This window comes from Pseudoxanthomonas mexicana (assembly GCF_010093385.1).
GTDB classification, from domain to species: domain Bacteria; phylum Pseudomonadota; class Gammaproteobacteria; order Xanthomonadales; family Xanthomonadaceae; genus Pseudoxanthomonas_A; species Pseudoxanthomonas_A mexicana.
This window is the reverse complement of sequence record NZ_PDWV01000013.1, coordinates 35,771-60,460: the sequence shown is the minus strand read 5'-3', so window position 1 is coordinate 60,460 and position 24,690 is coordinate 35,771. Positions and strand designations below refer to the sequence as shown.

The window sequence follows — 24,690 nt, the reverse complement described above, 5'->3', positions numbered from 1 at the left end:
CGTACAATACCGGGCTTCATGGCACCCGCCATCCCTCGCGGCACACACAGGTTTACATGTCGAAAGACGATTCCATTGAATTCGAAGGCACCGTCGCCGAGACGCTGCCCAACACTATGTTCCGGGTCAAGCTGGAGAACGGGCACGAGATCATCGCCCACATTTCCGGCCGCATGCGCAAGAACTACATCCGCATCCTGACCGGCGACAAGGTGAAGGTCGAAATGACCCCCTACGACCTCACCAAGGGTCGAATCACCTACCGCATGAAATAAGCTTCTTGATGCGTCTGATCGGAAAGCGGCCCTGGGCCGCTTTCTTCGTTATTGCGGTCGCCTCTCAATGACCTTCGTCATTGGGTCGGTGGTCATGGCGACTTTGGGCAGATTCGCGTCGGCAGCGTGATCCCTAGCATGGATGTCGGCCGATACGGGCTGCCTCCAATTACGACTGCCATGAAACCTCGTCATCTCTCCATGACCGCCCTGCTGGCTTTGGGCCTCTCTCCGTTTTTCGCCATCGCTGGCGAACCGGTTGCCGATTGCGTCGCACTGGGAAGCAGCCAGGAGATTGTCCGTGCCGGCGGCGGCGGCCAGATCTTCCTTCGCGATGGTCAATCCCATTACCGCCTCGGCTTCGCCCGCAACTGCGATTCGGTGACGATGACGCCGACCATCCAGATCAGCGCCGATGGCCAGGCCGACCGGCTGTGCCCCGCCGGCACCAAGGTGCGTACCAAGACCTCGACCTGCGATGTCAGCGTCGTCGAGACGATTTCCGCCGAAGAGTTCGCCAAGCGCAAGCAACGCGCGCGGCGTTGAGGCGGGGATCGAGCCGCCGGAAGCGATACGAGAAAGGCGGCCCGTGGGCCGCCTTTTTTCTTACCTGCAATCGATTCCGGAAGCGACCTACACGGTCGCCGGCAACAAGCGCTCCGGTTCTGCCTGCGCATCGACCACCAGCTCGCCATCGCGTACGTCGATACCGACCCGCCCGCCATTGACCAGCTTGCCGAACAGCAGCTCGTCGGCCAGCGGCCGCTTCACCTTGTCCTGAATCAGGCGGGCCATCGGACGCGCACCCATCAGCGGATCGAAGCCGTGCTGGGCCAGCCAGTCGCGCGCCGCCGGCGTGGCCGACAGGCTGACGTGCTTCTCCTGCAGCAGCATTTCCAGCTCGATGATGAACTTGTCCACCACCCGCAGGATGTGGTCGAAACCCAGCCCCTGGAACTGCACGATGGCGTCCAGGCGGTTGCGGAACTCGGGCGTGAAGCTGCGGCGGATCACTTCCATCGCATCGGTGGAATGGTCCTGCTGCATGAAGCCGATCGTCCGCCGCGACGCCTGCGCGGCGCCGGCGTTGGTGGTCATCACCAGGATGACGTTCTTGAAGTTCGCTTCGCGGCCGTTGGTGTCGGTCAGCACGCCGCGGTCCATGACCTGCAGCAGGATGTTGAAGATGTCGGGGTGGGCCTTCTCGACCTCGTCCAGCAGCAGCACGCAGTGCGGCGTCTTGACGATCTTCTCGGTCAGCAGGCCGCCCTGGTCGAAGCCCACGTAACCCGGGGGCGCGCCGATCAGGCGGCTGACCGAATGCGGCTCCATGTATTCGGACATGTCGAAACGGACCAGTTCGATGCCCAGCTGCAGCGCCAGCTGCTTGGTCACCTCGGTCTTGCCCACACCCGTCGGACCGGCGAACAGGAAGCTGCCGATCGGCTTCTCCGGGTTGGCCAGGCCGCTGCGGGCCAGCTTGATGGACGACGCCAGCGTCTCGATGGCGGGATCCTGCCCGAAGATGACCATCTTCAGGTTGCGCTCCAGGTGCTGCAGCACGTCCTTGTCGGACGAGGACACCTGCTTGGCCGGGATGCGCGCCATCTTGGCGACGATGGTCTCGATTTCCTCGACGTCGATCAGCTCCTTGCGCGTTTCCTGCGGCAGCAGGCGCTGGCGGGCGCCGGCCTCGTCGATGACGTCGATGGCCTTGTCCGGCAGCAGGCGGTCGCCGATGTGCTTGACCGACAGGTCGACCGCGGCCTGCAGGGCATCGTCGGCGTAGGTGACGCCGTGGTGCGCCTCGTACTTGGGCTTGAGTCCCTGCAGGATCTGGTAGGCCTCGCCCACCGTGGGCTCGACGATATCGATCTTCTGGAAGCGGCGCGCCAGCGCGCGGTCCTTCTCGAAGATGCCGCGGTACTCCTGGAACGTGGTCGAGCCGATGCAGCGCAGCTCGCCCGACGCCAGCGCCGGCTTGATCAGGTTGGAGGCATCCATCGTGCCGCCGCTGGCCGAGCCGGCGCCGATTATGGTGTGGATCTCGTCCACGAACAGGATGGCGCCCGGGATCTTCTTGATCGACGCCAGCACGCTCTTCAGGCGCTTTTCGAAGTCGCCGCGGTACTTGGTGCCCGCGACCAGCGCGCCCAGGTCCAGCGAATAGATGACGGCATCCAGCAGCACGTCGGGTACCTCGCCTTCGACGATGCGCTTGGCCAGGCCCTCGGCCAGCGCGGTCTTGCCCACGCCGGCCTCGCCCACGTAGAGCGGATTGTTCTTGCGCCGGCGGCACAGCACCTGGATGGTCCGCTCGATCTCGTCGCCGCGGCCGACCAACGGGTCGATCCGGCCCTGGCGCGCCAGCTCGTTGAGGTTGCTGGCGAACTCGGCCAGGGCGTCGCCCTTGCCCTCGCCTTCCGCACCCTCGGCCTTCCCCTCGCCCTCCGGATGCCCGGAGGCCTCGTTTTCCTCGCCCTGCTTGGCGATGCCGTGGGACAGGTAGTTGACGATGTCCAGCCGGGTCACGTCCTGCTGGTTGAGGAAGTACACGGCGTGCGAATCCTTCTCGCCGAAGATCGCCACGAGCACGTTGGCGCCGGTGACCTCCTTCTTGCCCGAGGACTGCACGTGGTAGACGGCACGCTGCAGCACGCGCTGGAACCCCAGCGTCGGCTGGGTATCGCGGCCATCGTCTTCGGCCAGGCGCGAGACCGAGGCCTCGATGGCCTGCTCCAGGTCCGCGCGCAGGCGGTTGGGATCGGCACCGGTCGCCTTCAGGACGGCCTGCGCCGAGGGATTCTCCAACAGGGCGAGCAGCAGGTGCTCGACGGTCATGAATTCGTGCCGAGCTTCACGGGCGCGCTTGTAGCACTGGCCGATGGTCTGCTCGAGGTCTTTGCTGAACATGGTTGCCTCCGGGGCCTATGCCGACAATATGCGGCCTGGCGGGCGGTTTTCCATCAGCCTACCGGATTTCAGTGTTCAGGGATCGTTGCCTTGCACCAGGCCATGACGCCCCCATACCACTCGGGCCGGTCCGGCCTGCCCGTGCCGGAATCCCTCAGGACTTCTCCATCGTGCACAGCAAGGGATGCTGGTTCATACGGGAAAACTCGTTGACCTGGGCCACCTTGGACTCGGCCACCTCGCGGGTGTAGACCCCGCACACGCCGCGGCCGCGCGTATGCACGTGCAGCATCACCTGGGTGGCCTTCTCCAGGTCCATGGCGAAGAACTGCTGCAGCACGTTCACCACGAAATCCATCGGGGTGTAATCGTCGTTGAGCAGGAGCACCTGGTAGAGGGGCGGCGGCGCGACCTCGGGCCGGCTGGTCTCCACCATCAGGCCATGGTCGCGTTCGTTTTCGTTCTTGCGGGGCATGTGCCGATTATAGGCGCTGGCCGCTGTCGCCCGCATGGACGCCATGCGTGACCCCGGCCACAATGCGCCATTCCATCCACCCCGAGCCGACCATGATCCCGACGCTGTCCCGCCTGCCCATCACCGCACTGCTGTGCACCGCCGCCGCCGTCGCGGCACCCGCCACCGCTGCCGATGCGTCGGTCGAGGCCCGGCTGAAGGCACGCGGCATCCAGTACGAGATCGATGCCGACGGCGACTACAAGGCCACCTATTCGTACGACAAGGAAAACCGTACCCAGCTGGTCTTCGTGTCGGGCGGCACCGAGCAGATCAGCGGCCTGAGCATCCGAGAAGTGTTCTCGCCGGCCGGACGCATCGCGGCTGACGGCATCGACGGCGAACAGGCGCTGGCGCTGCTGGCGGACAGCCGCACCAAGAAGCTGGGCAGCTGGGAGATCGCCGGCGACGTGCTGTACTTCGTCATCAAGCTGCCGGACAACGTGGATGCGGCGGCGCTGGAAGCGGCGATGGACATCGCGGCCGAGACAGCCGACAACCAGGAGATCGAACTCTCCGGCGACCAGGACGACCTGTAAGTGAGCTATCGCGAGGGCCGGTTCTGGCAGCCCGACGTCACCGTGGCCACCGTGGTGGTCCGCGATGGCCGGCTGCTGATGGTGGAAGAGCGCGCTCAGGGCCGGCTGGTGTTCAACCAGCCCGCCGGCCACCTGGAGCCGGACGAAAGCCTGCTGGACGCCGCCCGTCGCGAAACCCTTGAGGAAACCGGCTGGGAGGTGGCGCCGACCGCCTTCATCGGCGCTTACCAGTGGAAGGCCGAGACCGGGCGGCATTACCTGCGCTTCGCCTTCTCCGCCGATCCCGTTCGGCACCTGCCCGACCGTCCGCTGGATGACGGCATCGTCCAGGCGGTGTGGCTGACACCGGCGGAACTGCAGGCGCAGGCCGACCGCCATCGCAGTCCGCTGGTCTGGCGGGTCGTGCAGGACTACCTGGCCGGCCGTCGTTCGCCGCTGTCCACGCTGCGGCACATCGCATGAGCGCTCCGCGGGTCATCGTCGGGGTGTCCGGTGGCGTGGATTCGTCGGTGGCCGCGCTGCGTCTGGTGCAGCAGGGCGAGTCCGTCGCCGGGCTCTTCATGCAGAACTGGGCCGACGACGGTACCGGCGAATGCCGTGCCGAAGACGACCGCCGCGACGCCGTGGCCGTCTGCGGCCGGCTGGGTATCCCGTTCCATTTCCGCGATTTCTCGGCCGAGTACTGGCAGGGCGTGTTCGAACATTTCCTGGCCGAGTACGCCGCCGGCCGCACCCCGAACCCGGACGTGCTGTGCAACCGGGAGGTGAAGTTCAAGCATTTCCTGGATGCCGCCCGCGAGCTGGGGGCCGAGAAGATCGCGACCGGCCACTACGCGCGCGTGGGCGAAGCGGGCGGACGCTGGCGGCTGCTGCGCGGCATGGACCGCGGCAAGGACCAGAGCTATTTCCTCCACCAGTTTGGCCAGACGCAGCTGTCGGCCACGCTGTTTCCCATCGGCGAACTGCAGAAGTCGGACCTGCGCCGGATCGCGCGCGAGGCGGGGCTGCCCACGCACGACAAGAAGGATTCCACCGGGATCTGCTTCATCGGCGAGCGCGATTTCCGCGAGTTCCTGGGACGCTATCTGCCCGCGCGGCGCGGCGAGATGCGCGACCCGCAGGGCCAGGTGGTCGGCGAGCACCCGGGCGTGTTCTATTTCACGCTGGGCCAGCGCGAAGGCCTGCAGATCGGTGGCGTGCGTGGCCGTCCGCAGGCGCCGTGGTATGTCGTGGGCAAGGACGTGGCCCATAATGTGCTGTACGTCGACCAGGACACGCACAGTCCCTATCTGATGTCCACGCGGTTGTGGACCGACACGGCGCACTGGGTGTCGGGCAGTCCGCCCGCTGGCCGCTTCGACTGCACCGCGCAGACGCGCTATCGCCAGCCGGACGAACCGTGCCGGGTGCAGGTGATGGAGGATGGCAGCGTCATGGTCGAGTTCACCACGCCGCAGCGTGCCGTCACGCCGGGACAGTCGCTGGTGCTGTATGACGGCGACGAATGCCTGGGCGGTGCGGTGATCGCGCGCACCGACGCCCCCCTGGAAACCCGTTTCGCGGAGCAAGCAGCTTGAGCAACCGATATTCCGACCGTGTGCTGGCCCTGGCCGGGCTGGCACAGGCCCTCCACCAGGTGCGGCGCATCGCCGAAACGGGTCAATCCGAATCCTCTGCCGTGCAGGCGTCGCTGGAAAGCGTGTTCCGCATCGAAGCCGCCACGCCGCTGGCGGTGTACGGGCGCCTGGGCGACGTCACCCCCGGGCTGCGGGTCCTGCGCAGCTACCTGGCCAAGGAGGCGCAGGACGACGGCCTGCCCCGCCTGGCGATGGCGGTATTGCAGCTGGAGCGGCGGTTCGTGCGCGAAGACGACACCGTGCACGCCGTTACCCGCGGCCTGGCCGACATCGCGCCGCGCGCCGAGCAGCACGGAAGCACGCATCCCGATGTGCTGTCGGCGCTCGGCGGCCTTTACGCCGACACCATCAGCCACCTGCGCCCGCGCGTGATGGTCCAGGGCAACCCGCACTACCTCGGCCAACCGGGTGTGGTGGCGGAGATCCGGGCGATCCTGCTGGCGGCGGTGCGTTCGGCCGTGCTGTGGCGCCAGTTGGGCGGCAGCATGTGGGACTTCGTCTTCAGCCGCCGGCAGATGCTGGACGCCGTCGACGACTGGCTGTCCTGACCCATCCGCCACCGTCCCAAAGAAGAGGCCCGGCATTGCCGGGCCTTTTCGTTGCAGCGGGCGATCAGGCGGCGACCGTCTTCGCCACGTCCTGGTACTCCTCGATCTGGTCGAAGTTCATGTAGCGGTAGATCTCCGCGCCCTTCTCGTTGATCACGCCGATGTCGGCCATGTACTCGGCCTTGGTCGGGATCCTGCCCAGGCGCGAGCAGATCGCGGCCAGCTCGGCCGACCCCAGGAACACGTTGGAGTTGCGGCCCAGGCGGTTGGGGAAGTTGCGGGGCGAGGGGGAGAACACCGTCGCGCCCTCGCGCACCTGCGCCTGGTTGCCCATGCACAGCGAGCAGCCCGGCATTTCCATGCGCGCGCCGGCGGTGCCGAAGGTGCCGTAGTGGCCTTCCTTGGTCAGCTCGGACGCGTCCATCTTGGTCGGCGGCGCGACCCATAGGCGGGTCGGGATGTCGCGCTTGCCTTCCAGCAGCTTGGCGGCCGCACGGAAGTGGCCGATGTTGGTCATGCAGGAACCGATGAACACTTCATCGATCTTCGTGCCGGCCACGTCGGACAGCGTCTTCACGTCGTCCGGATCGTTCGGGCAGGCCAGCAGCGGCTCGTGCACCTCGGCCAGGTCGATCTCGATGACGGCGGCGTACTCGGCATCGGCATCCGGCTCCAGCAGCTGCGGGTCGGCCAGCCACGCTTCCATCTTGGCGATGCGGCGGGCCAGCGAACGGGCGGCGGCATAGCCTTCGGCGATCATCCACTTCAGCAGCGTGATGTTGCTGGTGAGGTACTCGATGATCGGTTCCTTGTTCAGGCGCACCGTGCAGCCGGCGGCCGAACGCTCGGCCGAGGCGTCGGACAGCTCGAACGCCTGCTCCACCTTCAGGTCCGGCAGGCCTTCGATCTCGAGGATGCGGCCGGAGAAGATGTTCTTCTTGCCCTGCTTGGCGACGGTCAGCAGGCCAGCCTTGATCGCGTAGTACGGGATGGCGTTGACCAGGTCGCGCAGGGTCACGCCCGGCTGCATCTGGCCCTTGAAGCGCACCAGCACCGATTCCGACATGTCCAGCGGCATCACGCCGGTGGCCGCGGCGAACGCGACCAGGCCCGAGCCCGCCGGGAACGAAATGCCCACCGGGAAACGCGTGTGCGAATCACCACCGGTGCCGACGGTGTCGGGCAGCAGCATGCGGTTGAGCCAGCTGTGGATCACGCCATCGCCCGGACGCAGCGAGATGCCGCCACGGGTGGAAATGAATTCGGGCAGCGTGTGGTGCGTCTTCACGTCGACCGGCTTGGGATAGGCCGCGGTGTGGCAGAACGACTGCATCACCAGGTCGGCCGAGAAGCCCAGGCAGGCCAGGTCCTTCAACTCGTCGCGGGTCATCGGGCCGGTGGTGTCCTGCGAGCCCACCGAGGTCATCTTCGGTTCGCAGTAGGTGCCCGGGCGCACGCCCTGGCCTTCCGGCAGGCCGCAGGCGCGGCCGACCATCTTCTGCGCCAGGGAGAATCCCTTGCCGCTGTCGGCCGGCTGCTGCGGCTGGCGGAACAGGTCCGTCGCCGGTAGCTTCAGCGCTTCGCGCGCCTTCGCGGTCAGCCCGCGGCCGATGATCAGCGGAATCCGGCCACCGGCACGCACTTCGTCGAACAGCACCTCGGACTTGACCTGGAACTCGGCGATCACCTGCCCGTCCTTCAGTGCCTTGCCCTCGTACGGGCGCAGCTCGACCACATCGCCGTGATTCATCTGCGACACGTCGAGTTCGATCGGCAGCGCGCCGGCGTCCTCCATGGTGTTGTAGAAGATCGGGGCGATCTTGGAACCCAGGCAGACGCCGCCGAAGCGCTTGTTCGGAATGAACGGGATGTCCTCGCCGGTGAACCACAGCACGCTGTTGGTCGCCGACTTGCGCGAGGAACCGGTGCCGACCACGTCGCCGACGTAGGCGACCAGGTGACCTTTCTCCTTCAGCGACAGGATTTCCTGCACCGGACCGCGCTTGCCGTCTTCTTCGGGTACGAACGGCGCGTCGGGGCGCTTGTTCTTCAGCATCGCCAGCGCGTGCAGCGGGATGTCCGGGCGCGTGGTCGCGTCGGGTGCCGGCGACAGGTCGTCGGTATTCGTCTCGCCGGGCACCTTGAACACGGTGATGGTGAGCGACTGCGGCACTTCCGGCTTGCTGGTGAACCACTCGGCATCGGCCCAGCTCTTCAGCACGGCCTGGGCGTGGGCGTTGCCCTGCTCGGCCTTCTCCTGCACGTCGTGGAAGCTGTCGAACATTAGCAGCGTGTGCTTCAGGCCTTCGGCGGCGGTCGCACCCAGCTCGGCGTTGTCGAGCAGCTCGATCAGCGGGTGGATGTTGTAGCCGCCCAGCATCGTGCCCAGCAGCTCGGTGGCGCGCTTGGGCGTGATCAGCGGAGTCTTCTCGGTGCCGAATGCGACGGCGGCCAGGTAGGACGCCTTGACCTTGGCGGCATCGTCGACACCGGCGGGCACGCGGTGGGTGATCAGCTCGACCAGGAAGTCTTCCTCCCCGGCCGGCGGATTCTTCAGCAGTTCGATGACCTCGGCCGTCTGCTGGGCCGACAGCGGCAGCGGCGGGATGCCCAGCGCGGCGCGCTCGGCTACGTGGTGGCGATAGGCTTCCAACATGGGTGGCTCCGGTCGTTCGTTGATGCGGTGGAATGGGAAAGCGGGATGCTGCTTATTCGTTCGCGGGCACGATCAGTTTCAGGCCCTTGAAATAATCGCGATGGAAGGCGGTGTCGAAGGTGATCAGGCCGTCGCACTGCAGCAGGGCGTGCGCACCCACCAGAAAGTCGGCGATCGGCCTGGCGTCGCCCTCACGCTGGCGGTGGCGGCGCTGCATCTCGCCCGCGCGCAGCGCGGACTTGGCTTCGACGGCATTGAAATGCACACCCATCTCCTCAAGCGCCGCCAGCGCTTCCGCGCCATTGCGCAGCGACGCGCACAGCTGCGCCAGCGCGGCATCGCAGACGACGACGCGGCCGCTGCCCAGGCTCTGGCGCAGCCCGGCCCCGACGGCGTCCGCGCGCGGACCGTCGGTCAGCAGCTCGATCAGCACGGGAGCATCGACGGCGATCATTCGCTGGCGGCGCCTTTCGCGACGTCTGCATCGAGGGCGAACTTGCCACGCCCGCGCGAGATCGCGTCGTCGACGCTCTTCCGCAACACGATGCGGCTACCTTCCAGCTCGACCTTCAACACGCTGCCCTTGGTCAGGCCCAGCGCATCGCGCACGGCCTTGGGGAGGGTGATCTGTCCGCGTTCGGCAACGGTGGCTTCCATCGTCACGCCCTCTTGAGTATGGATAAATTATACATACTTTCATTGACGTACCGCATGCCTCCCCGGTCCGCCACCCCATCCGTTGGTCGGGTCCCGGCCCGCGCCGGGGTTGGCGGATAATCCGGGCAAGCCTCGACAAGACGCGCGGGACGGACGCTTTATGCTGCCCTCGCACCCTTTTCCCCCGCTACAGGAGCCTCCGCGATGAGCGATTCCTTCGCCGCCCGCCGAACCCTGGACGTCAACGGCACGTCCTACGCCTACTACAGCCTGCCGGCGCTCGCCGAACGGCTGGACCCGCAGGGAGGCTTCGCCCGCCTGCCCTACTCGCTGAAGATCCTGCTGGAGAACCTGCTGCGCTGCGAAGACGGCGTGACCGTACTGCCCGAACACATCCAGGCGGTGGCGCAGTGGGAGGCGACCCGCGAACCGGACACCGAGATCGCCTTCATGCCGGCGCGCGTGGTGCTGCAGGACTTCACTGGCGTGCCCTGCGTCGTCGACCTGGCCGCCATGCGCGATGCCGTGGTCAAGCTTGGCGGCAGCCCGGACCAGATCAACCCCCTGATTCCGTCCGAACTGGTCATCGACCATTCCATCCAGGTCGACGTGTTCGGCAAGCCCGAGGCCCTGGACCTCAACGGCAAGATCGAGTTCGATCGCAACCGCGAGCGTTATGGCTTCCTGCGCTGGGGCCAGAAGGCGTTCGACAATTTCAAGGTGGTGCCGCCGAACACCGGCATCGTCCACCAGGTGAACCTGGAGAACCTGGCCCGCGTCGTGATGACGGGCGAGCAGGATGGGCAGGCCATCGCCTATCCCGACACCGTCTTCGGCACCGACAGCCATACCACCATGATCAACGGCATCGGCGTGCTGGGCTGGGGCGTGGGCGGTATCGAAGCCGAGGCCGCGATGCTGGGCCAACCCTCCTCCATGCTCATTCCGCAGGTGGTCGGATTCAAGTTGACCGGCAAACTCCCGGAGGGTGCCACCGCCACCGACCTGGTGCTGACCGTCACCCAGATGCTGCGCAAGCTGGGGGTGGTGGGCAAGTTCGTCGAGTTCTACGGCGACGGCCTGCAGCACCTGCCGCTGGCCGACCGCGCCACCATCGGCAACATGGCACCGGAGTACGGCGCCACCTGCGGCATCTTCCCGATCGACAGCGAGTCACTGAATTACCTGCGCCTGTCCGGCCGCAGCGAAGAACAGGTCGCGCTGGTCGAGGCCTACGCCAAGGCGCAGGGCCTGTGGCATACGCCCGACAGCCCGCATGCCGAGTACAGCGCCACGCTGCACCTGGACATGGGCGACGTGAAGCCCTCCCTCGCTGGCCCCAAGCGCCCGCAGGACCGCGTGCTCCTGCAGGACGTCAAGCAGAACTTCCGCGACAACCTGGCGCCGTTCGCCGATGCCCGCCGCAAGCGCAACGACCTGGTGCAGGAAGACCGGCTGAAGAACGAAGGTGGTGGCGGTACCGCCGTCGGGGCCGAAGAGGCGGCGCATGAATCGTCGCCCAACAGCGGCGCGACCAAGCTGCGTGACGGCGACGTGGTCATCGCGGCCATCACGTCCTGCACCAATACGTCCAATCCGGCGGTGATGCTGGGGGCCGGCCTGCTGGCCCGCAACGCCGTGGCCAAGGGGTTGAAGGCGCAGCCTTGGGTCAAGACCTCGCTGGGGCCGGGCTCGCGCGTGGTCACCGACTACCTGGAGAAGGCCGGCGTACTCGGCGATCTCGAGAAGCTGGGTTTCTATGTCGTCGGCTACGGCTGCACGACCTGCATCGGCAATTCGGGCCCACTGCCGGACGATGTCTCGGCCGCGATCGCCGCCGACGACCTGGTGGTGGCCTCCGTGCTGTCGGGCAACCGCAACTTCGAGGGCCGCGTGCATCCCGAAGTGAAGATGAACTACCTGGCCAGCCCGCCGCTGGTGGTGGCCTACGCCATCGCCGGCACCACCGACATCGACCTGACGACCGAACCGCTGGGTATCGGCAGCGATGGCCAGCCGGTCTACCTGAAGGACATCTGGCCGACCAACGAGGAGATCGGCGACTTCATCGCTGCGACGATCGGGCCGGAGATGTTCGCCAAGAACTACGCCGACGTGTTCAAGGGCGATACGCGCTGGAACACCATCGCCTCGCCCGATGGCGACCTGTACGCGTGGGACGGTAGCTCGACGTACATCAAGAACCCACCGTACTTCGACGGCATGTCGATGGCCGTCGGCAGCATCGATGATGTGCACGGCGCGCGCGTGCTCGGCCTGTTCGGCGATTCCATCACCACTGACCACATCTCGCCCGCCGGCAACATCAAGAAGGACTCGCCGGCAGGACGCTTCCTGATCTCGCGTGGCGTGCAGCCGGTCGACTTCAACAGCTACGGCAGTCGCCGCGGGAACGACGACGTGATGGTGCGCGGCACCTTCGCCAACATCCGCATCAAGAACCTGATGTTCGGAGGCGAGGAAGGCGGCAACACGCTGCACTACGGCAGCGGCGCGCCGGAGAAACTGTCCATCTACGATGCAGCGATGAAGTACAAGGCCGACGGCGTGCCGCTGGTGGTCATCGCCGGCAAGGAATACGGCACGGGTTCCTCTCGCGACTGGGCGGCCAAGGGCACCAATCTGCTGGGCGTGAAGGCGGTGATCGCGGAGAGTTTCGAACGCATCCACCGCTCCAACCTGGTCGGCATGGGCGTGCTGCCGCTGCAGTTCGTCGATGGCCAGAATGCGCAGTCGCTGGGCCTGGACGGGTCGGAGACGTTCGACGTCACCGGCCTGCAGGACGGCGCCGCGAAGGTCGCGACGGTCACGGCGCACAAGGCCGACGGCAAGGCGGTGGAGTTCAAGGCCAAAGTCCTGCTGCTGACGCCGAAGGAAGTCGAGTACTTCAGGCACGGTGGCCTGTTGCACTACGTGCTGCGCCAGCTGGCTGGGCGAAGGGCCGCCTGACAGCACTGACACGGAAAGAAAAAGGCCGCCCTCGGGCGGCCTTTTTCATGCAGGTGCGTCCGACGTCAGCGAGCGGCCGCTGGTGACGCGCCGGTGGCCTGCCCCTTGTTCTTCACGTAGCGCTCCAGCCACTGGTCCTGTTCCCACAGCAGGTGCAGCACCGATTCTTTCGCTGCGTAGCCGTGGCTCTCCTTCGGTAGCAGCACCAGTCGCGCCGGCGCGCCGAAGCCCTTGAGCGCATTGAAGTAACGCTCACTCTGCATGGTAAACGTGCCGGAATTGTTGTCGGCCTCGCCATGCACCAGCAGCAGCGGCGTCTTCATCTTGTCCACGTGCATGAAGGGCGACATGTCGTTGTAGACGCTGGGAGCTTCCCAGTAGTTGCGTTCCTCCTGCTGGAAGCCGAATGGCGTCAGCGTGCGGTTGTAAGCGCCGCTGCGCGCAATGCCGGCCGCGAACAAGTCAGAATGCGTCAGCAGGTTGGCCGTCATGAATGCTCCGTAGGAATGCCCCCCCACGGCCACGCGCGAACGGTCGATGTAGCCGAGGCCGTCGACGGCGTCTATCGCCGCCTTTGCGTTGGCCACCAGCTGCTTGATGAAGGTGTCATTCGGCTCGTCCTTGCCCTCGCCCACGATCGGGAACGCGGCATCATCGAGCACGGCATAGCCGCGCGCGACCCAGTACACAGGCGAGCCGTAGCTCGGGAAGATGAACTCGTTAGGATTGGTGGTGTTCTGGCCGGCGCTGTCGCGGTCCTTGTACTCGGTGGGATACGCCCACATCACCAGCGGCAGCTTCTCGCGCCTGGCCTCGCGGTCGTAGCCGGCCGGCAGGTACAGCGTACCGGTCAGCGGCAGGCCGTCCGCTCGCGTGTACGTGAGGACTTCCTTGTAGACGCCCTGCAGCGCCTTGAACGGATTCTCGAAGCGCGTCACCGGCACGGGTGCGATCCGCTGCTTCAGGTGACGAACGTAATAGTTAGGGAACTCGGTCGGCGATTCGATGCGTACCAGTACCGTGCCCTGCTGCAGATCCAGCAGCGCCTGGATGCTTTCCTTCTGGCCTTCCAGCCTCGACGTGTACAGGCGCTTCTTCTCGCCGGTGGCCAGTTCCATCCTGTCGATGAAGGGGAATTGACCCTCGGGCGTGAAACCTTCGCCGATCAGGTGCACCTGCCCATTATCCAGTGCAAGGACGGTCTCGCCGGCTGCATTCTTCCGCGTCTCGAACTGGCCCGGATCGCTGTATTGATCCTGGTAGCTGCGACTGAAGAGTTCGCGCAGTGGCGCACCCGGCTTCGACGGATCCAGCACGTAGGTCCGGATGTGGCGCGTATTCCACCAGTAGTCGGTGACGATCGCATGCGTGTCGTCGCCCCACAGGATGCCCTGCACGCGGTCGACGGTCTTGAACAGCGATTGCGGCGTGCCGGAGAACGGCGCCTGCCAGGCAAAGGCTTCGTCGCGGAACGGCACTTCATTCGCCGGGTCGCCTTTGTCGAGCGCCTCTGCCCAGACCAAGGTCGCGGGTTGGTCGGCGCGCCATTCGATGTCGCGACGCCCCGCGCGCACGGCCATGAAGCCCTTCGGCAGGTTCTCCGCCAAGGGAGCATCGACGACGGTCACCACCGGCTTGCCCGTGGTTTCCACCACTTCCGCACGGTAAGGGAAGCGGCCATAGGGCACCAAGTAGGAGAACGGCTTCTTCAGCGTGTGCAGCAATACATAGCGGCCGTCCGGCGAGAACGACTCCCCGGTGTACATGGCCGCCGCGCGCCAGAGTGTGGCGCGCCCCTTCAACGGCACTCGGTGCAGTTCGGAGGTGGCAAGCACGGCGAAATTGCTTTCGTCCGAGGGGTTCTTCAGTAAGTCCTGATAGGTGCGGTTCTGGGCCTTGCTGCCATCGCTTACCGAAACCGTCGGTCCCGTCGGGACGGCGCGCGAAGTGTCGAGCAACGCCGGGCGCTGTGAGGGCAACATACGGACCAGCAACGCCTGGTTGTCGCGGAACCACGTGAGCGGATTGCCGACATTGGCGTTGACGCGGGCTTCCGTCAGGCGTGTAGCATGTGCGGTCGCGAGTTCCATCACCCACGCTTCCACACCGGTCCGTGTCGTGTGCGTGAATGCCAGCCGGCGTTCGTCGGGCGACCAGGTGAAATTCGCCAGACGCGGCGAGGCCGGCAATCCCGTCACATGCCGCGCGCTTCCGTCCTGCAGTTCCTGCACCTGCACGTGGTTGTAGTAGGTCGTGGTGCTGGCGATGTTGGTGCGCGGATTGACCCGTAGGCCACCGAGACGGAGCTCCTCGTCGGACAGTTCCGCCAGCGACTTGAACGTATCGCGGTAAAACAGTACCAGGCGCTGCTTGCGGCTGTCCGTCCCAACGGTGGGCGGGCGCTGCACGTCGGCGAGCTGCAGGATCTCGGCGGGGGGCGTCTGGTACGGCAGCGCGTCCTGCGCGAGGGCATTTCCAGCGGCCAGCCACAGGCACGCCAAGAGTTTCCAGCGAATCGGCATGAGCGGTTTCCCCATTTGGACGAGCCGATCATCATGGCTCCTCCCCTGCCAAGGCAAGACCACGCACGGGAAGTTTGCCGGTTGGGCGCGCTTACGGCGTTCTGGGCGTTGAAGGCCTTCGTCGGAGGTCAACCGAGACGCCGCTATGGGAATCCCTGTCCTGCGTTCCACCTGCCTGCTCCTCTTGCTCGCCGTCCATGCCAACGTACGCGCCGTCCCACCCGACGCCGACCAGGCCAGGCGTATCGCCGAGCAGTTCCTGGCCACACAGCAGGCCAGCGCGAGCCCGCAGGAAGCCTATGAAGCGGGCGACATCGCCGTGGCCGACCGGGATGGTGACGGCGAGGCGGAGGTCGTCGTGCTGTGGACGATGCTGGGCCCCACCTATTGGCACCACGGCGTCACGGTGCTGGCGCACAAAGGACAGCGCTATATGCCCGCCGGCGAGACCGGCGAGCCGCTCGGCAGCGTGGAAGGCATGCTGGTGCGCAACGGCACCATCGAGCTGAAGACCAAATGGCCTGGTCCGAACGATCCCCGCTGTTGTCCCACCGTCGCCAAGACACTGCGCTACCGCTGGACACCCGGGAAGCTCACGCCGGTGAAATGATCAAGGCGCGCCGTTCCAGCGTGCATGGTAGACGCGCCACTCACCGTCTTCCGTCCGCCACGCGGTCGTGACCCGATAGGCACGTGCCTGATCCGGCAGCAGACGCCCGTTGCCCGCGGTCAGCACCACATCGAACGCGACGGATGCGTTGTCGCCCTGCACGACCACCTCCAAGGGTCCGGTGGTCACGCCCAAGTGTGAGTCGGCCAGCATGCGCGCCCGCAGGAGATTGTGCAGCGCCGCACGATCCATCCCGGACTCGCCCGTGAAATCCGGGCTGACGCCTTCCATGAAGTCGCCGGCCTGCCCTTTTTCCACCGCCGCCTGCATCTCGCCGAAGCGCGCCCGCAGCCTGTGCTCGGGCGCTGCGGGTGCGCACGCCACCAGTCCCAACAGCAATGCCAGCGCGGCGACCCGCATCTTCTTTTCCGTGACTGCCATCGAAACCTTCGCCTTTTCCATCCGGAACGGTATGCTCCCGAAAGGCGCCGCGACCGGGCGCCGGCCCACAGTACGCCGCAACGAAGCCAGAAGACCCTGGGGAGGGAGCAGAACGATGAGTCAGGAACGTCCGTGGTTCAAGAGTTACCCGCAAGGCGTGCCCCACGAAGTGGACCTGGAGCAGTACCGCTCCATCGTGTCCGTCTTCGATGAGGCGATCAGCAAATATCGCGACCGCCCCGCGTTCCGCAACTTCGGCAAGACCCTGACCTACGGCGAGATCGACAAGCTCAGCCGCCAGTTCGCGGCGTACCTGCTTGGGGAGCTGAAGCTCAAGAAGGGCGACCGCGTCGCCATCATGATGCCCAACTGCCTGCAGTATCCCATCGCCATCTTCGGCGTGCTGCGCGCGGGCCTGACGGTGGTCAACGTCAATCCGATGTACACGCCGCGCGAGCTGAAGCACCAGTTGGTGGATTCCGGCGCCAGCGTGCTGCTGGTGGTGGACAACTTCGGCAAGACCGCGCAGGAGGCCCTCGCCGGCACCCAGGTCAGGCAGGTCATCACCACGGCGCTGGGCGACCTGGTCGGATTCCCCAAGGGCGCCATCGTCAACTTCGTGCTGAAGTACGTGAAGAAGATGGTGCCCGACTACGACATCACGGGCGCGGTGCGCTTCAAGGACACGCTGACCCTGGGCCAGTTGCATGCCCTGCCCGACGTCGACATCGATTCCGGCGACATCGCTTTCCTGCAGTACACCGGCGGCACCACCGGCGTGGCCAAGGGCGCGATGCTCACGCACCGCAACCTGGTGGCCAACATGCAGCAGGCCGGCGTGTGGGTCGGTACCGGCCTGGACTACGGCAACGAAGTGATCATCACCGCGTTGCCGCTGTACCACATCTTCGCCCTGACGGCGAACTGCTTGGTCTTCATGAAGCTGGGCGGCCTGAACCACCTGATCACCAATCCGCGCGACATGCCGGGCTTCGTCAAGGAACTGAAGGCCACGCGCTTCACCGCCATCACCGGCGTCAACACGCTGTTCAATGGCCTGCTCAACACGCCCGGCTTCGATGAGGTGGATTTCTCCAACCTCAAGATGACGCTCGGCGGCGGCATGGCCGTGCAGCGGGCGGTCGCCGAGAAGTGGAAGAAGGTCACCGGGGTGACCCTGGTCGAGGCCTACGGCCTGACCGAGACCTCGCCGGCGGCCTGCATCAACCCGATGAACCTGCACGACTACAACGGCGCGATCGGCCTGCCGGTGCCGTCCACCGATGCCTGCCTGAAGGACGACGACGGCAACATCGTGCCGCTCGGCGAAGTGGGCGAGCTGTGCATCAAGGGTCCGCAGGTGATGAAGGGTTACTGGCAGCGTCCCGAGGAGACGGCGAAGGTTATGGACGCCGAAGGCTGGCTGCACACCGGCGACATGGCGAAGATGGACGAGAACGGCTTCTTCTACATCGTCGACCGCAAGAAGGACATGATCCTGGTGTCCGGCTTCAACGTGTACCCGAACGAGGTGGAAGACGTGATTGCCGGCCTGGACGGCGTGCTGGAGGTGGCGGCGGTGGGCGTGCCTGACGACAAGTCCGGTGAGGCGGTGAAGGTCTTCATCGTGAAGAAGGACCCGTCGCTCCCGGTCGAGCAGATCAAGGCGTACTGCCGCCACAACCTCACCGGCTACAAGCAGCCCCGCTACGTGGAGTTCCGCACGGAACTGCCGAAGACCAACGTGGGCAAGATCCTGCGCAAGGAACTGCGCGAACCCGCCAAGGCCGGCTGATCCCTGTTCAGCTTTATGGAGAAGGCCGGCCCTGTGCCGGCCTTTTTCTTTTGGTTCAGGACTTTAGCGGTGGATTCTAGACGTTCGTCACAAATATCGAGACTGAAGCCTTCCTGCCCCCGGCATCTTGCCGCAAGCGCGCGTGTGCACTGGATTTTAATTATTCGTTCAGGTGTAGGATCGGCGCGTGATGCCACCTGCGTCACATTAATCCGTCACCCGCTTTCCCCTGCCGCGCGGGCAAGAAACCCCTCCAAGGAGCTCTCCATGAACAACGTCGAAAAACTGCAGCGCACCCGTTCCTTCCCGACCATCCGCGTCGAGTCCGAACCCAGCGGCGATGCCCACTGGATGTACATGCATTCGGACGTAGCGCCCGGCGTGCGTCCGTGCTTCCGCAGCCAGATGCTCGACGACGTGCTGAGCTTCATGAACTCGATCCCCCTGCGCGAATCGCAGCGCCAGCCGGGCAAGCTGCGCCACCTCGTCGTGGCGTCCGATGCCAGCGCCTTCAACCTCGGCGGCGATCTCGAACTGTTTTCGCAGCTGATCCGCGAGAACACCCGCGACCGCCTGCTCAGCTATGCGCGTCGCTGCATCGACGGCGTGCATCATCTCAACACCGGCCTGGGCGGCGACGTACGCACCATTGCGCTGATCCAGGGCGACGCGCTGGGCGGCGGCCTGGAGATCGCGCTGTCCTGCCACACCATCGTGGCCGAAGAAGGCGTGGACATGGGCCTGCCGGAAGTGCTGTTCGGCCTGTTCCCGGGCATGGGCGCCTATTCCTTCCTGTGCAAGCGCGTGTCGCCGCAGGTCGCCGAGCGGATCATCCTGGAGGGCAACATCTACACCAGCGACGAGCTGTACAAGATGGGCGTGGTGGACGTGCTGGTGCCGAAGGGCCAGGGAGCGGCGGCCGTGCAGACGATCATCGACAAGCAGCGCCGTTCACCCCATGCGCACCTGGCGCTGAATGCCTGCCGCAACCTGGCGCAGCCGGTCGGCTACGACGAGCTGATGGGCATCACCGAAGTCTGGGTGGATACGGCCCTGACGCTGGGCGACAAGTCGCTGAAGATGATGGAGCGCATCGTCCGCGCCCAGGAAAAGCGCTCCATCCGCGCTGCCTGAGCGGCACCCGCACGTCTGCTGCAAGTACAGGGGACTACAGGGGCATCAGGGGTTGGAGCGCGCGCAGGCGCCTTCAAGGGCGAGTCCGGGACACCGTACTCGCCACGGGCCTGGCTTTCTGCCGGTGCCCGGTGAGATACCCCTCCGGATCGCGCTCACGCCACCCGCCTGACGGTCCCACGCGCGGTCAGGACGAGGAGCCTTCGCCGCCCTTCTCCGCCGCGCCGCGCACGCGCTGCCGCGCATCGAGTGCCGCGCGGCCATGGCTCAGGTGGGAGTTGAGCGCGGCCAGGCGGTGGCGCCATTCGCGCGAGATCTGCCAGTCGGCGAGGCCCATGATCTCGCCTGCGGCCGCCGCCAGCTTCACCAACCCCAGATTGCTGGCCACGCCTTTCAATGCATGCGCATGTTCGCGCAGATGTTCGCCGTCGCCCCGCTCCATCGCATGGGCCATGGCGCCGATGCAGCCATCGGCGTCGTTGAGGCACTGCTCGATGAATTCCCGTTCAAACGCGTCCCCCATGCCCAAGGCAGTGAGTTCGTCCAGCACGCTGACGTCCAGCACACCGTCGGACACCTCCGGCCGCACGGGCGTGTTCGAAACCGTCGTCGCGGCCACGCGACCCGACGTGGCCACGTCGGCCAGCGCCTCCAGCAGCCGGGTCGCGACCACCGGTTTGGCGAGGAATGCGCGCGCGCCCGCCTGCTCGCACCGCTGGATCGCCTCGGGCGTGACATCGGCGCTCAGGATCAGTACCGGGGTGCGGCTGCCGCTGCCCGCTTCCATCACGCGGAGCTGCTTGAGCAGGTCCAGGCCGCTCAAGCCCGGCATGTGCAGGTCGCAGATGACCGCGTCGTAGGACGAGGATTCCAGCGCGTCCAGCACCTCTTCGCCGCCGTTGACGCAGGTGATGCGGTGCCCTGCCTTCTGCAGCAGGCGCTGCACGACCATGCGGTTGGCCTCGTGGTCGTCGGCCACCAGGATCTGCATGCTGCGCACGCGCGCGCGGTGGCGCAGGAACGGGTCCGAGAACGCGATGATGTTCTCGGCGCTGGCCGTATCCGGCGTTTCCTCCAGCCATTCGGCGTGGCCCTGCACGGCGGGCACGATGACGCGCTCCGGGACCGCGTCGAACGGCAGCTCGACCCAGAAGCAGCTGCCGCGCTGCTCGTTGCTCTCGAAGCCGATGGTGCCGCCCATCGCCTCGGTGAGACCCTTGGCGATGGTCGTCCCCAGCCCCGTGCCGCCGTAGCGGCGCGACAGGCTGCCGTCCGCCTGTTCGAACGCCTCGAACAGGCGCTCGCGCAACGCCACGGGGATGCCGATCCCGGTGTCGGTGACGGTGAAACGCAGGCGCAGGTGCTGGCCGTCCACCAGCGTAGGTGCCACTGTTAGGCGCACCTCGCCTTCGTCGGTGAACTTGACCGCATTTCCCGCGAGGTTCAGCAGGACCTGGCGCAGGTGACCCGCGTCGCCCCGCAGCTTGGCCGGAATGGCGTCGTCCACCCGCCCTTCGTAGCGCACCTGCTTGCCGCGCGCCTGCGGCATCAGGATCAGGCCGATGCTCTCCACCAGCTCGCGCGGAGAGAACTCGACGACGTTCAGCTTGACCTTGCCCGCCTCGATCGCGGAAATGTCCAGCACGTCTTCCACCAGGCCCAGCAGGGTGCGGGTGGAGGCCTGGATGGTGGACAGGCATTCGCGCTGTTCGGTGTCCAGGCGCGTGGTGGCCAGCAGTTCCGACATGCCGGCCAGGCCGTTCAGGGGCGTGCGGAACTCGTGGCTCATGTTGGCCAGGAAGCGGCTCTTGGCCTCGTTGGCGCGACGCGCTTCGTCGGTGGCGCGGGTCAGGTCCCGCAGCAGGCCTGACAGGTACATGGGCACGGCGATCAGGCCCAGCACCAGGCCGACGCCGAGGGTGGCGTTGGCGCGCCAATAATCGTTCATCCACACCCCGGCGGCGAAAGCCGTGCTGGCCATGGTGACCGCGACCACCAGGTAGCGGTTGCCATAGCGCAGACCGTTGCCCACGGTGATCCACATCAGCACCACGTAGGCCCACGACAGCGGCTCGCCCATGCCGTTCATCGCGGCGGCCAGCAGGCCGTAGTCGGCGATCATGCCCAGCCCGCGCCGCACGTGCGACTTGCCCGGCTGCACCAACAGCCAGGCAATGATGCCCAGGCCGTTGACCAAGCCCGAGACGATGATGGTCAGGACGATGGAGTATTCGTCAGCGGGCAGCGCCGCGCGCGACGAGGGCAGCAGCGCGTAGACCAGGATGATGGAAATCAGCGCGACACGGATCAGCGCCTGGCCGTGCTCGCTGTCGCCGCGATGCTCAAGGCGGGATTTGACCCAGGTAAGGACGTTGGACATGGCTCACTCCATCCCTGGACGGCTCTGCACCGTCGAGTAGCGTTCGCAGATGTCGTCCAGCCGCGCCCGCCCACGGATCAGCGCGTCGACACATGCGGGATCGAACAGGCGACCGCGCTGGGCATACAGATAGGCCAGCGCCGCGTCCTTGTCCCACGCCTTCTTGTAGGGGCGCGGCGAGATGAGGGCGTCGAATACGTCCGCCACCGCCACGATCCTGGCTTCCAACGGGATTTCCTCGCCCACGAGGCCATCGGGATAACCGCTGCCGTCGTAGCGCTCATGGTGCCGCAGCGCGATCACGGCGCCCGCCTGGATGAAGCGGTTCTGGCTGCCGGAGAGCAACTGGTGCCCGATCTTCGGATGACGGCGCATGACATCGGTCTCGTCCGCGGTCAGCGGGCCCGCCTTCATCAGCACCGAATCGGGAATGGCGATCTTGCCCATGTCATGCAGCGGCGCGGCCATCTCGATGGTCCGCACCTCGTCCTCGGGCAGGCCGAGCTGCTCGGCGATCAGTCCCGCCACGTGGGCCATGCGCTCGAGGTAGGCGCTGGTGCCGCTGTCGCGGTACTCGATGGCGCGGGCCAGGCGCGATAGCGTTTCGCGCTCGCGCTCTTCCACCTCGTGCATGCTGGACAGCAGGCGCTGCTCCAGCGACAGGGCGCGCTGCTTGACGTTCTCGGACTGCTGGCGCAGCTGGAGCAGATTGCGGCAGCGGGCACGCAGCTCGCGCGGACGCACCGGCTTGACCAGGAAGTCGATGACGCCCGCTTCCAGCGCGGCCTGACGGATGGGTTCGTCGCCGACCACGGTGATCAGGATGATGGCGATGTCGCGGTGCATCGGCAGCCGGCGGAACCGGCGGGCGAACTCCAGCCCGTCCATGCCCGGCATGCGGTAGTCGAGCAGCAGCAGGTCGGTGCGGTTCTTCTCGCACCATTCCAAGGCCGCCAGGGGATCGCCGAAATCGTGGACGGCCAGCTCGGACGCGATGTCCTCGATGACATGGCGCAGCATGGTACGCGCGGACGTCTGATCGTCGACGATGACGATGTTCAATGCGTGCCCCACCCCTTGTGGCCACGTGACGTGGCTGTCGGGCAAGGATACTCCGGCGGTGGCGACGCTCGCATCCAGCATGGTGGCAGTCCTGTTCGGCGGCCCGGCCCCAGGCTGGGGCCGAGATCCACGAAGGGAACCGATGCCGATCACGGAGCCCCCTCCCCTGATCTCTATCGGCGCGGGCGGCGAAGAATTGACCGACCTGCGTGGAAGTCCACGCAGGAAGCGTGCCAGCCGCCTCCAGGGTGTTTCAGGGTTCCGCACGTTGATGTTCGTCACATATTTCGGCATGTCCGGTCCCGTGTCCACCCGGGGTCCGCCGCCCGCGGGCTGGGGCCCCGCCAGTGTGGTCCCGTCGCGTCACGCCGTCATGTGCCCATACTGCCGCGCAGCGTCACTCTTTTGACGCTCGCGGGGACCGTGGGTCACCCCTGGGCTTCCGGACGCATGTAGGGAAACAGCAGTACGTCCCGGATCGAATCGGAGCCCGTCAACAGCATGACCAGCCGATCGATGCCGATGCCCAGGCCGCCGGTCGGCGGCAGACCGACCTCCAGGGCGCGGATGTAGTCGGCGTCGAAATGCATGGCTTCGTCATCACCGCCCTCCTTCGCCTGGACCTGGGCCATGAAGCGCGCAGCCTGGTCCTCGGGGTCGTTGAGTTCGGAGAAGCCGTTGGCCAGCTCCTTGCCGTTGATGAACAGCTCGAAGCGGTCGGTGTAGCCGGGGTCCTTGTCGTTGGCGCGGGCCAGCGGCGAAACCTCCACCGGGTGATCGGTGATGAAGGTGGGCTGGATCAGCGTGTGTTCCACGGTCTTCTCGAAGATCTCCAGCAGCAGCTTGCCCCAGCCGTAGGACGGCTTCACATGGATCTTCAGCCGCTCGCAATGGCGTACCAGCGCCTCGCGGTCCGTGCAGTCGGCAAGGCTGATCTCGGGGTTGTGGTGGCGTACCGCCTCATCCATGCGCCAGCGGCGGAACGCCGGCTCCAGGTCGATGTCCTGGCCGTCCCAGGTGACTTGGCCGGGGCCCCGGACCTCGTGGGCGACATCGCGGATGACCCCCTCGGTGAGGTCCATGATCTCGGTGTACGTGGCGTAGGCCTCGTAAAGCTCGAGCATCGTGAACTCGGGGTTGTGCCGCGTGCTGACGCCTTCGTTGCGGAAGTTGCGGTTGATCTCGTAGACCCGCTCCAGTCCGCCGACGACCAGGCGCTTCAGGTACAACTCCGGCGCCACGCGCAGGTACAGGTCCAGGTCCAGCGCGTTGTGGTGCGTGGTGAACGGCTTGGCCGCGGCGCCGCCGGGGATGTAATGCATCATCGGCGTCTCGACTTCCAGGAAACGCCGGGCATCCAGCCACTCGCGGATCGCACGGATGATGCGCGAGCGCTTGATGAACACGTCCCGCGCTTCCGGCGTGACGATCAGGTCCACGTAGCGCTGGCGATAGCGCTGCTCGACGTCGGACAGGCCATGCCACTTGTCCGGCAGCGGACGCAGCGACTTGGTCAGCAGGCGCAGGACGTCGGCCTTGACCGACAGTTCTCCGGTGCGGGTGCGGGTCAGACTGCCCTCGACGCCGACGATGTCGCCGATGTCCCAGCCCCTGAAGGCATCGTAAGTCTCGCCCAGCGTGTTCGCCTGCAGGAACAGCTGGATGCGGCCGGATTCGTCCTGGATCTGCACGAAGCTGGCCTTGCCCCTCACCCGCTTGGCCATCAGGCGGCCGGCCAGCTTCACACGGCGGCCGGTACCTTCCAGCGCTTCGACAGTCCACAGCTCGGCATCACTGTACTGGGCCTGCAGGTCGCCGGCGTAGTCGCCACGACGGAAGTCGTTGGGGAACGCGATGCCCTGCCCGCGCAGGGCCGTCAGTTTGGCGCGGCGCTCGGCGATGAGGCTGTTCTCGTCGGCAGGAGGCGTTGCGCTGGTCTGGTCGGTCATGGCGTAGGCGAGGAGTGAGTGGGGAGGAGTGAGAAGTGAGGGGAGCCGGGATGAGGAGCGAACCTGACGCTCACTCCTCACTCCTCTC

General features: G+C 66.2%; 20 protein-coding genes. 10 read left to right on the top strand and 10 right to left on the bottom strand.

Features of this window, described 5'->3' with window-relative positions; all coding sequences use genetic code 11:
• Window positions 1-56 precede the first annotated feature (56 nt).
• Complete coding sequence (gene infA, locus CSC76_RS06965) at window positions 57-275, top strand: translation initiation factor IF-1 (protein WP_055943174.1); 219 nt, start codon at window positions 57-59, stop codon at window positions 273-275.
• A 201-nt stretch (window positions 276-476) separates the two neighbouring features.
• Complete coding sequence (locus tag CSC76_RS06960) at window positions 477-821, top strand: hypothetical protein (RefSeq protein ID WP_162109330.1); 345 nt, start codon at window positions 477-479, stop codon at window positions 819-821.
• Between the two features lie 87 nt (window positions 822-908).
• On the opposite strand, the gene clpA is transcribed toward CSC76_RS06960, so the two are convergent.
• Both clpA and clpS read right to left on the bottom strand, forming a co-directional pair.
• A complete protein-coding gene (clpA, locus tag CSC76_RS06955) occupies window positions 909-3,188 on the bottom strand; it encodes an ATP-dependent Clp protease ATP-binding subunit ClpA (protein ID WP_162109329.1) in 2,280 nt (759 codons plus the stop codon).
• 154 nt (window positions 3,189-3,342) lie between these two features.
• Window positions 3,343-3,663, bottom strand: coding sequence for an ATP-dependent Clp protease adapter ClpS (clpS, locus tag CSC76_RS06950; RefSeq protein ID WP_162109328.1), 321 nt, complete (start codon window positions 3,661-3,663; stop codon window positions 3,343-3,345).
• Window positions 3,664-3,755: 92 nt separating this feature from the next.
• Between clpS and CSC76_RS06945 the strand changes: the two genes are divergently transcribed.
• The 4 genes from CSC76_RS06945 to hflD are packed head-to-tail and all read left to right on the top strand — an operon-like array spanning window position 3,756 to window position 6,426.
• On the top strand, window positions 3,756-4,241 hold the full coding sequence (locus tag CSC76_RS06945; protein ID WP_162109327.1) for a hypothetical protein: 486 nt from the start codon (window positions 3,756-3,758) through the stop codon (window positions 4,239-4,241).
• Entirely contained in the window at window positions 4,242-4,703 is a 462-nt protein-coding gene (locus CSC76_RS06940; protein WP_162109326.1) for an NUDIX hydrolase, read from the top strand. It begins immediately after the preceding gene.
• Window positions 4,700-5,818, top strand: coding sequence for a tRNA 2-thiouridine(34) synthase MnmA (gene mnmA / locus CSC76_RS06935; RefSeq protein ID WP_162109325.1), 1,119 nt, complete (start codon window positions 4,700-4,702; stop codon window positions 5,816-5,818). Before CSC76_RS06940 ends, mnmA begins: the two co-directional genes overlap by 4 nt.
• The gene (gene hflD / locus CSC76_RS06930) at window positions 5,815-6,426 is read left to right on the top strand and encodes a high frequency lysogenization protein HflD (RefSeq protein ID WP_238394894.1); all 612 of its coding nucleotides are present in this window, start codon (window positions 5,815-5,817) and stop codon (window positions 6,424-6,426) included. Before mnmA ends, hflD begins: the two co-directional genes overlap by 4 nt.
• A gap of 64 nt (window positions 6,427-6,490) precedes the next feature.
• On the opposite strand, the gene acnB is transcribed toward hflD, so the two are convergent.
• The 3 genes from acnB to CSC76_RS06915 are packed head-to-tail and all read right to left on the bottom strand — an operon-like array spanning window position 6,491 to window position 9,739.
• Window positions 6,491-9,082, bottom strand: a complete 2,592-nt coding sequence (gene acnB / locus CSC76_RS06925) for a bifunctional aconitate hydratase 2/2-methylisocitrate dehydratase (RefSeq protein WP_162109323.1) — start codon at window positions 9,080-9,082, stop codon at window positions 6,491-6,493.
• A 52-nt stretch (window positions 9,083-9,134) separates the two neighbouring features.
• Window positions 9,135-9,536 carry a type II toxin-antitoxin system VapC family toxin gene (locus tag CSC76_RS06920; RefSeq protein WP_162109322.1) on the bottom strand — a complete coding sequence of 134 codons (402 nt, stop codon included), beginning with the start codon at window positions 9,534-9,536 and terminating at the stop codon, window positions 9,135-9,137.
• Window positions 9,533-9,739 (bottom strand): AbrB/MazE/SpoVT family DNA-binding domain-containing protein, encoded by a 207-nt coding sequence (locus CSC76_RS06915; RefSeq protein WP_162109321.1) that lies wholly within the window; start codon window positions 9,737-9,739, stop codon window positions 9,533-9,535. The genes CSC76_RS06920 and CSC76_RS06915 overlap by 4 nt, the downstream gene beginning before the upstream one ends.
• A gap of 204 nt (window positions 9,740-9,943) precedes the next feature.
• On the opposite strand from CSC76_RS06915, the gene acnA reads away from it, so the two are divergent.
• Entirely contained in the window at window positions 9,944-12,709 is a 2,766-nt protein-coding gene (gene acnA / locus CSC76_RS06910; RefSeq protein WP_162109320.1) for an aconitate hydratase AcnA, read from the top strand.
• Window positions 12,710-12,774: 65 nt separating this feature from the next.
• Here acnA and CSC76_RS06905 read toward each other — a convergent pair whose 3' ends face one another.
• Window positions 12,775-15,231 (bottom strand): S9 family peptidase, encoded by a 2,457-nt coding sequence (locus tag CSC76_RS06905; RefSeq protein WP_162109319.1) that lies wholly within the window; start codon window positions 15,229-15,231, stop codon window positions 12,775-12,777.
• 145 nt (window positions 15,232-15,376) lie between these two features.
• Between CSC76_RS06905 and CSC76_RS06900 the strand changes: the two genes are divergently transcribed.
• The gene (locus CSC76_RS06900) at window positions 15,377-15,841 is read left to right on the top strand and encodes an LppP/LprE family lipoprotein (RefSeq protein WP_162109318.1); all 465 of its coding nucleotides are present in this window, start codon (window positions 15,377-15,379) and stop codon (window positions 15,839-15,841) included.
• Here the strand turns inward: CSC76_RS06900 and CSC76_RS06895 are convergent, their stop codons facing one another.
• Window positions 15,842-16,261 carry a Cif family virulence factor gene (locus tag CSC76_RS06895; RefSeq protein WP_238394893.1) on the bottom strand — a complete coding sequence of 140 codons (420 nt, stop codon included), beginning with the start codon at window positions 16,259-16,261 and terminating at the stop codon, window positions 15,842-15,844.
• Window positions 16,262-16,397: 136 nt separating this feature from the next.
• Here CSC76_RS06895 and CSC76_RS06890 point away from each other — a divergent pair, with 136 nt between their 5' ends.
• Window positions 16,398-18,077 (top strand): long-chain fatty acid--CoA ligase, encoded by a 1,680-nt coding sequence (locus CSC76_RS06890; protein ID WP_162109316.1) that lies wholly within the window; start codon window positions 16,398-16,400, stop codon window positions 18,075-18,077.
• 267 nt (window positions 18,078-18,344) lie between these two features.
• On the top strand, window positions 18,345-19,211 hold the full coding sequence (locus tag CSC76_RS06885) for a crotonase/enoyl-CoA hydratase family protein (protein ID WP_162109315.1): 867 nt from the start codon (window positions 18,345-18,347) through the stop codon (window positions 19,209-19,211).
• A gap of 187 nt (window positions 19,212-19,398) precedes the next feature.
• Here the strand turns inward: CSC76_RS06885 and CSC76_RS06880 are convergent, their stop codons facing one another.
• From CSC76_RS06880 to lysS, 3 genes are all read right to left on the bottom strand, one after another.
• Window positions 19,399-21,591 (bottom strand): ATP-binding protein, encoded by a 2,193-nt coding sequence (locus CSC76_RS06880; RefSeq protein WP_162109314.1) that lies wholly within the window; start codon window positions 21,589-21,591, stop codon window positions 19,399-19,401.
• Window positions 21,592-21,594: 3 nt separating this feature from the next.
• Window positions 21,595-22,734, bottom strand: a complete 1,140-nt coding sequence (rpfG, locus tag CSC76_RS06875; protein WP_162109313.1) for a cyclic di-GMP phosphodiesterase response regulator RpfG — start codon at window positions 22,732-22,734, stop codon at window positions 21,595-21,597.
• A 347-nt stretch (window positions 22,735-23,081) separates the two neighbouring features.
• Window positions 23,082-24,602 carry a lysine--tRNA ligase gene (lysS, locus tag CSC76_RS06870; RefSeq protein ID WP_162109312.1) on the bottom strand — a complete coding sequence of 507 codons (1,521 nt, stop codon included), beginning with the start codon at window positions 24,600-24,602 and terminating at the stop codon, window positions 23,082-23,084.
• Between the last annotated feature and the right edge of the window lie 88 nt (window positions 24,603-24,690).

Bases quoted from the DNA above. Each gene is read 5' to 3' on its own strand.
- acnA (WP_162109320.1), top strand. From the start codon at position 9,944: ATGAGCGATTCCTTCGCCGCCCGCCGAACCCTGGACGTCAACGGCACG.
- CSC76_RS06885 (WP_162109315.1), top strand. From the start codon at position 18,345: ATGAACAACGTCGAAAAACTGCAGCGCACCCGTTCCTTCCCGACCATC.
- mnmA (WP_162109325.1), top strand. From the start codon at position 4,700: ATGAGCGCTCCGCGGGTCATCGTCGGGGTGTCCGGTGGCGTGGATTCG.
- CSC76_RS06895 (WP_238394893.1), bottom strand. From the start codon at position 16,261: ATGCGGGTCGCCGCGCTGGCATTGCTGTTGGGACTGGTGGCGTGCGCA.
- clpS (WP_162109328.1), bottom strand. From the start codon at position 3,663: ATGCCCCGCAAGAACGAAAACGAACGCGACCATGGCCTGATGGTGGAG.
- lysS (WP_162109312.1), bottom strand. From the start codon at position 24,602: ATGACCGACCAGACCAGCGCAACGCCTCCTGCCGACGAGAACAGCCTC.
- CSC76_RS06915 (WP_162109321.1), bottom strand. From the start codon at position 9,739: ATGGAAGCCACCGTTGCCGAACGCGGACAGATCACCCTCCCCAAGGCC.
- CSC76_RS06905 (WP_162109319.1), bottom strand. From the start codon at position 15,231: ATGCCGATTCGCTGGAAACTCTTGGCGTGCCTGTGGCTGGCCGCTGGA.
- CSC76_RS06945 (WP_162109327.1), top strand. From the start codon at position 3,756: ATGATCCCGACGCTGTCCCGCCTGCCCATCACCGCACTGCTGTGCACC.
- CSC76_RS06880 (WP_162109314.1), bottom strand. From the start codon at position 21,591: ATGTCCAACGTCCTTACCTGGGTCAAATCCCGCCTTGAGCATCGCGGC.
- infA (WP_055943174.1), top strand. From the start codon at position 57: ATGTCGAAAGACGATTCCATTGAATTCGAAGGCACCGTCGCCGAGACG.
- rpfG (WP_162109313.1), bottom strand. From the start codon at position 22,734: ATGCTGGATGCGAGCGTCGCCACCGCCGGAGTATCCTTGCCCGACAGC.
- acnB (WP_162109323.1), bottom strand. From the start codon at position 9,082: ATGTTGGAAGCCTATCGCCACCACGTAGCCGAGCGCGCCGCGCTGGGC.
- clpA (WP_162109329.1), bottom strand. From the start codon at position 3,188: ATGTTCAGCAAAGACCTCGAGCAGACCATCGGCCAGTGCTACAAGCGC.
- CSC76_RS06960 (WP_162109330.1), top strand. From the start codon at position 477: ATGACCGCCCTGCTGGCTTTGGGCCTCTCTCCGTTTTTCGCCATCGCT.
- CSC76_RS06890 (WP_162109316.1), top strand. From the start codon at position 16,398: ATGAGTCAGGAACGTCCGTGGTTCAAGAGTTACCCGCAAGGCGTGCCC.
- CSC76_RS06900 (WP_162109318.1), top strand. From the start codon at position 15,377: ATGGGAATCCCTGTCCTGCGTTCCACCTGCCTGCTCCTCTTGCTCGCC.
- CSC76_RS06920 (WP_162109322.1), bottom strand. From the start codon at position 9,536: ATGATCGCCGTCGATGCTCCCGTGCTGATCGAGCTGCTGACCGACGGT.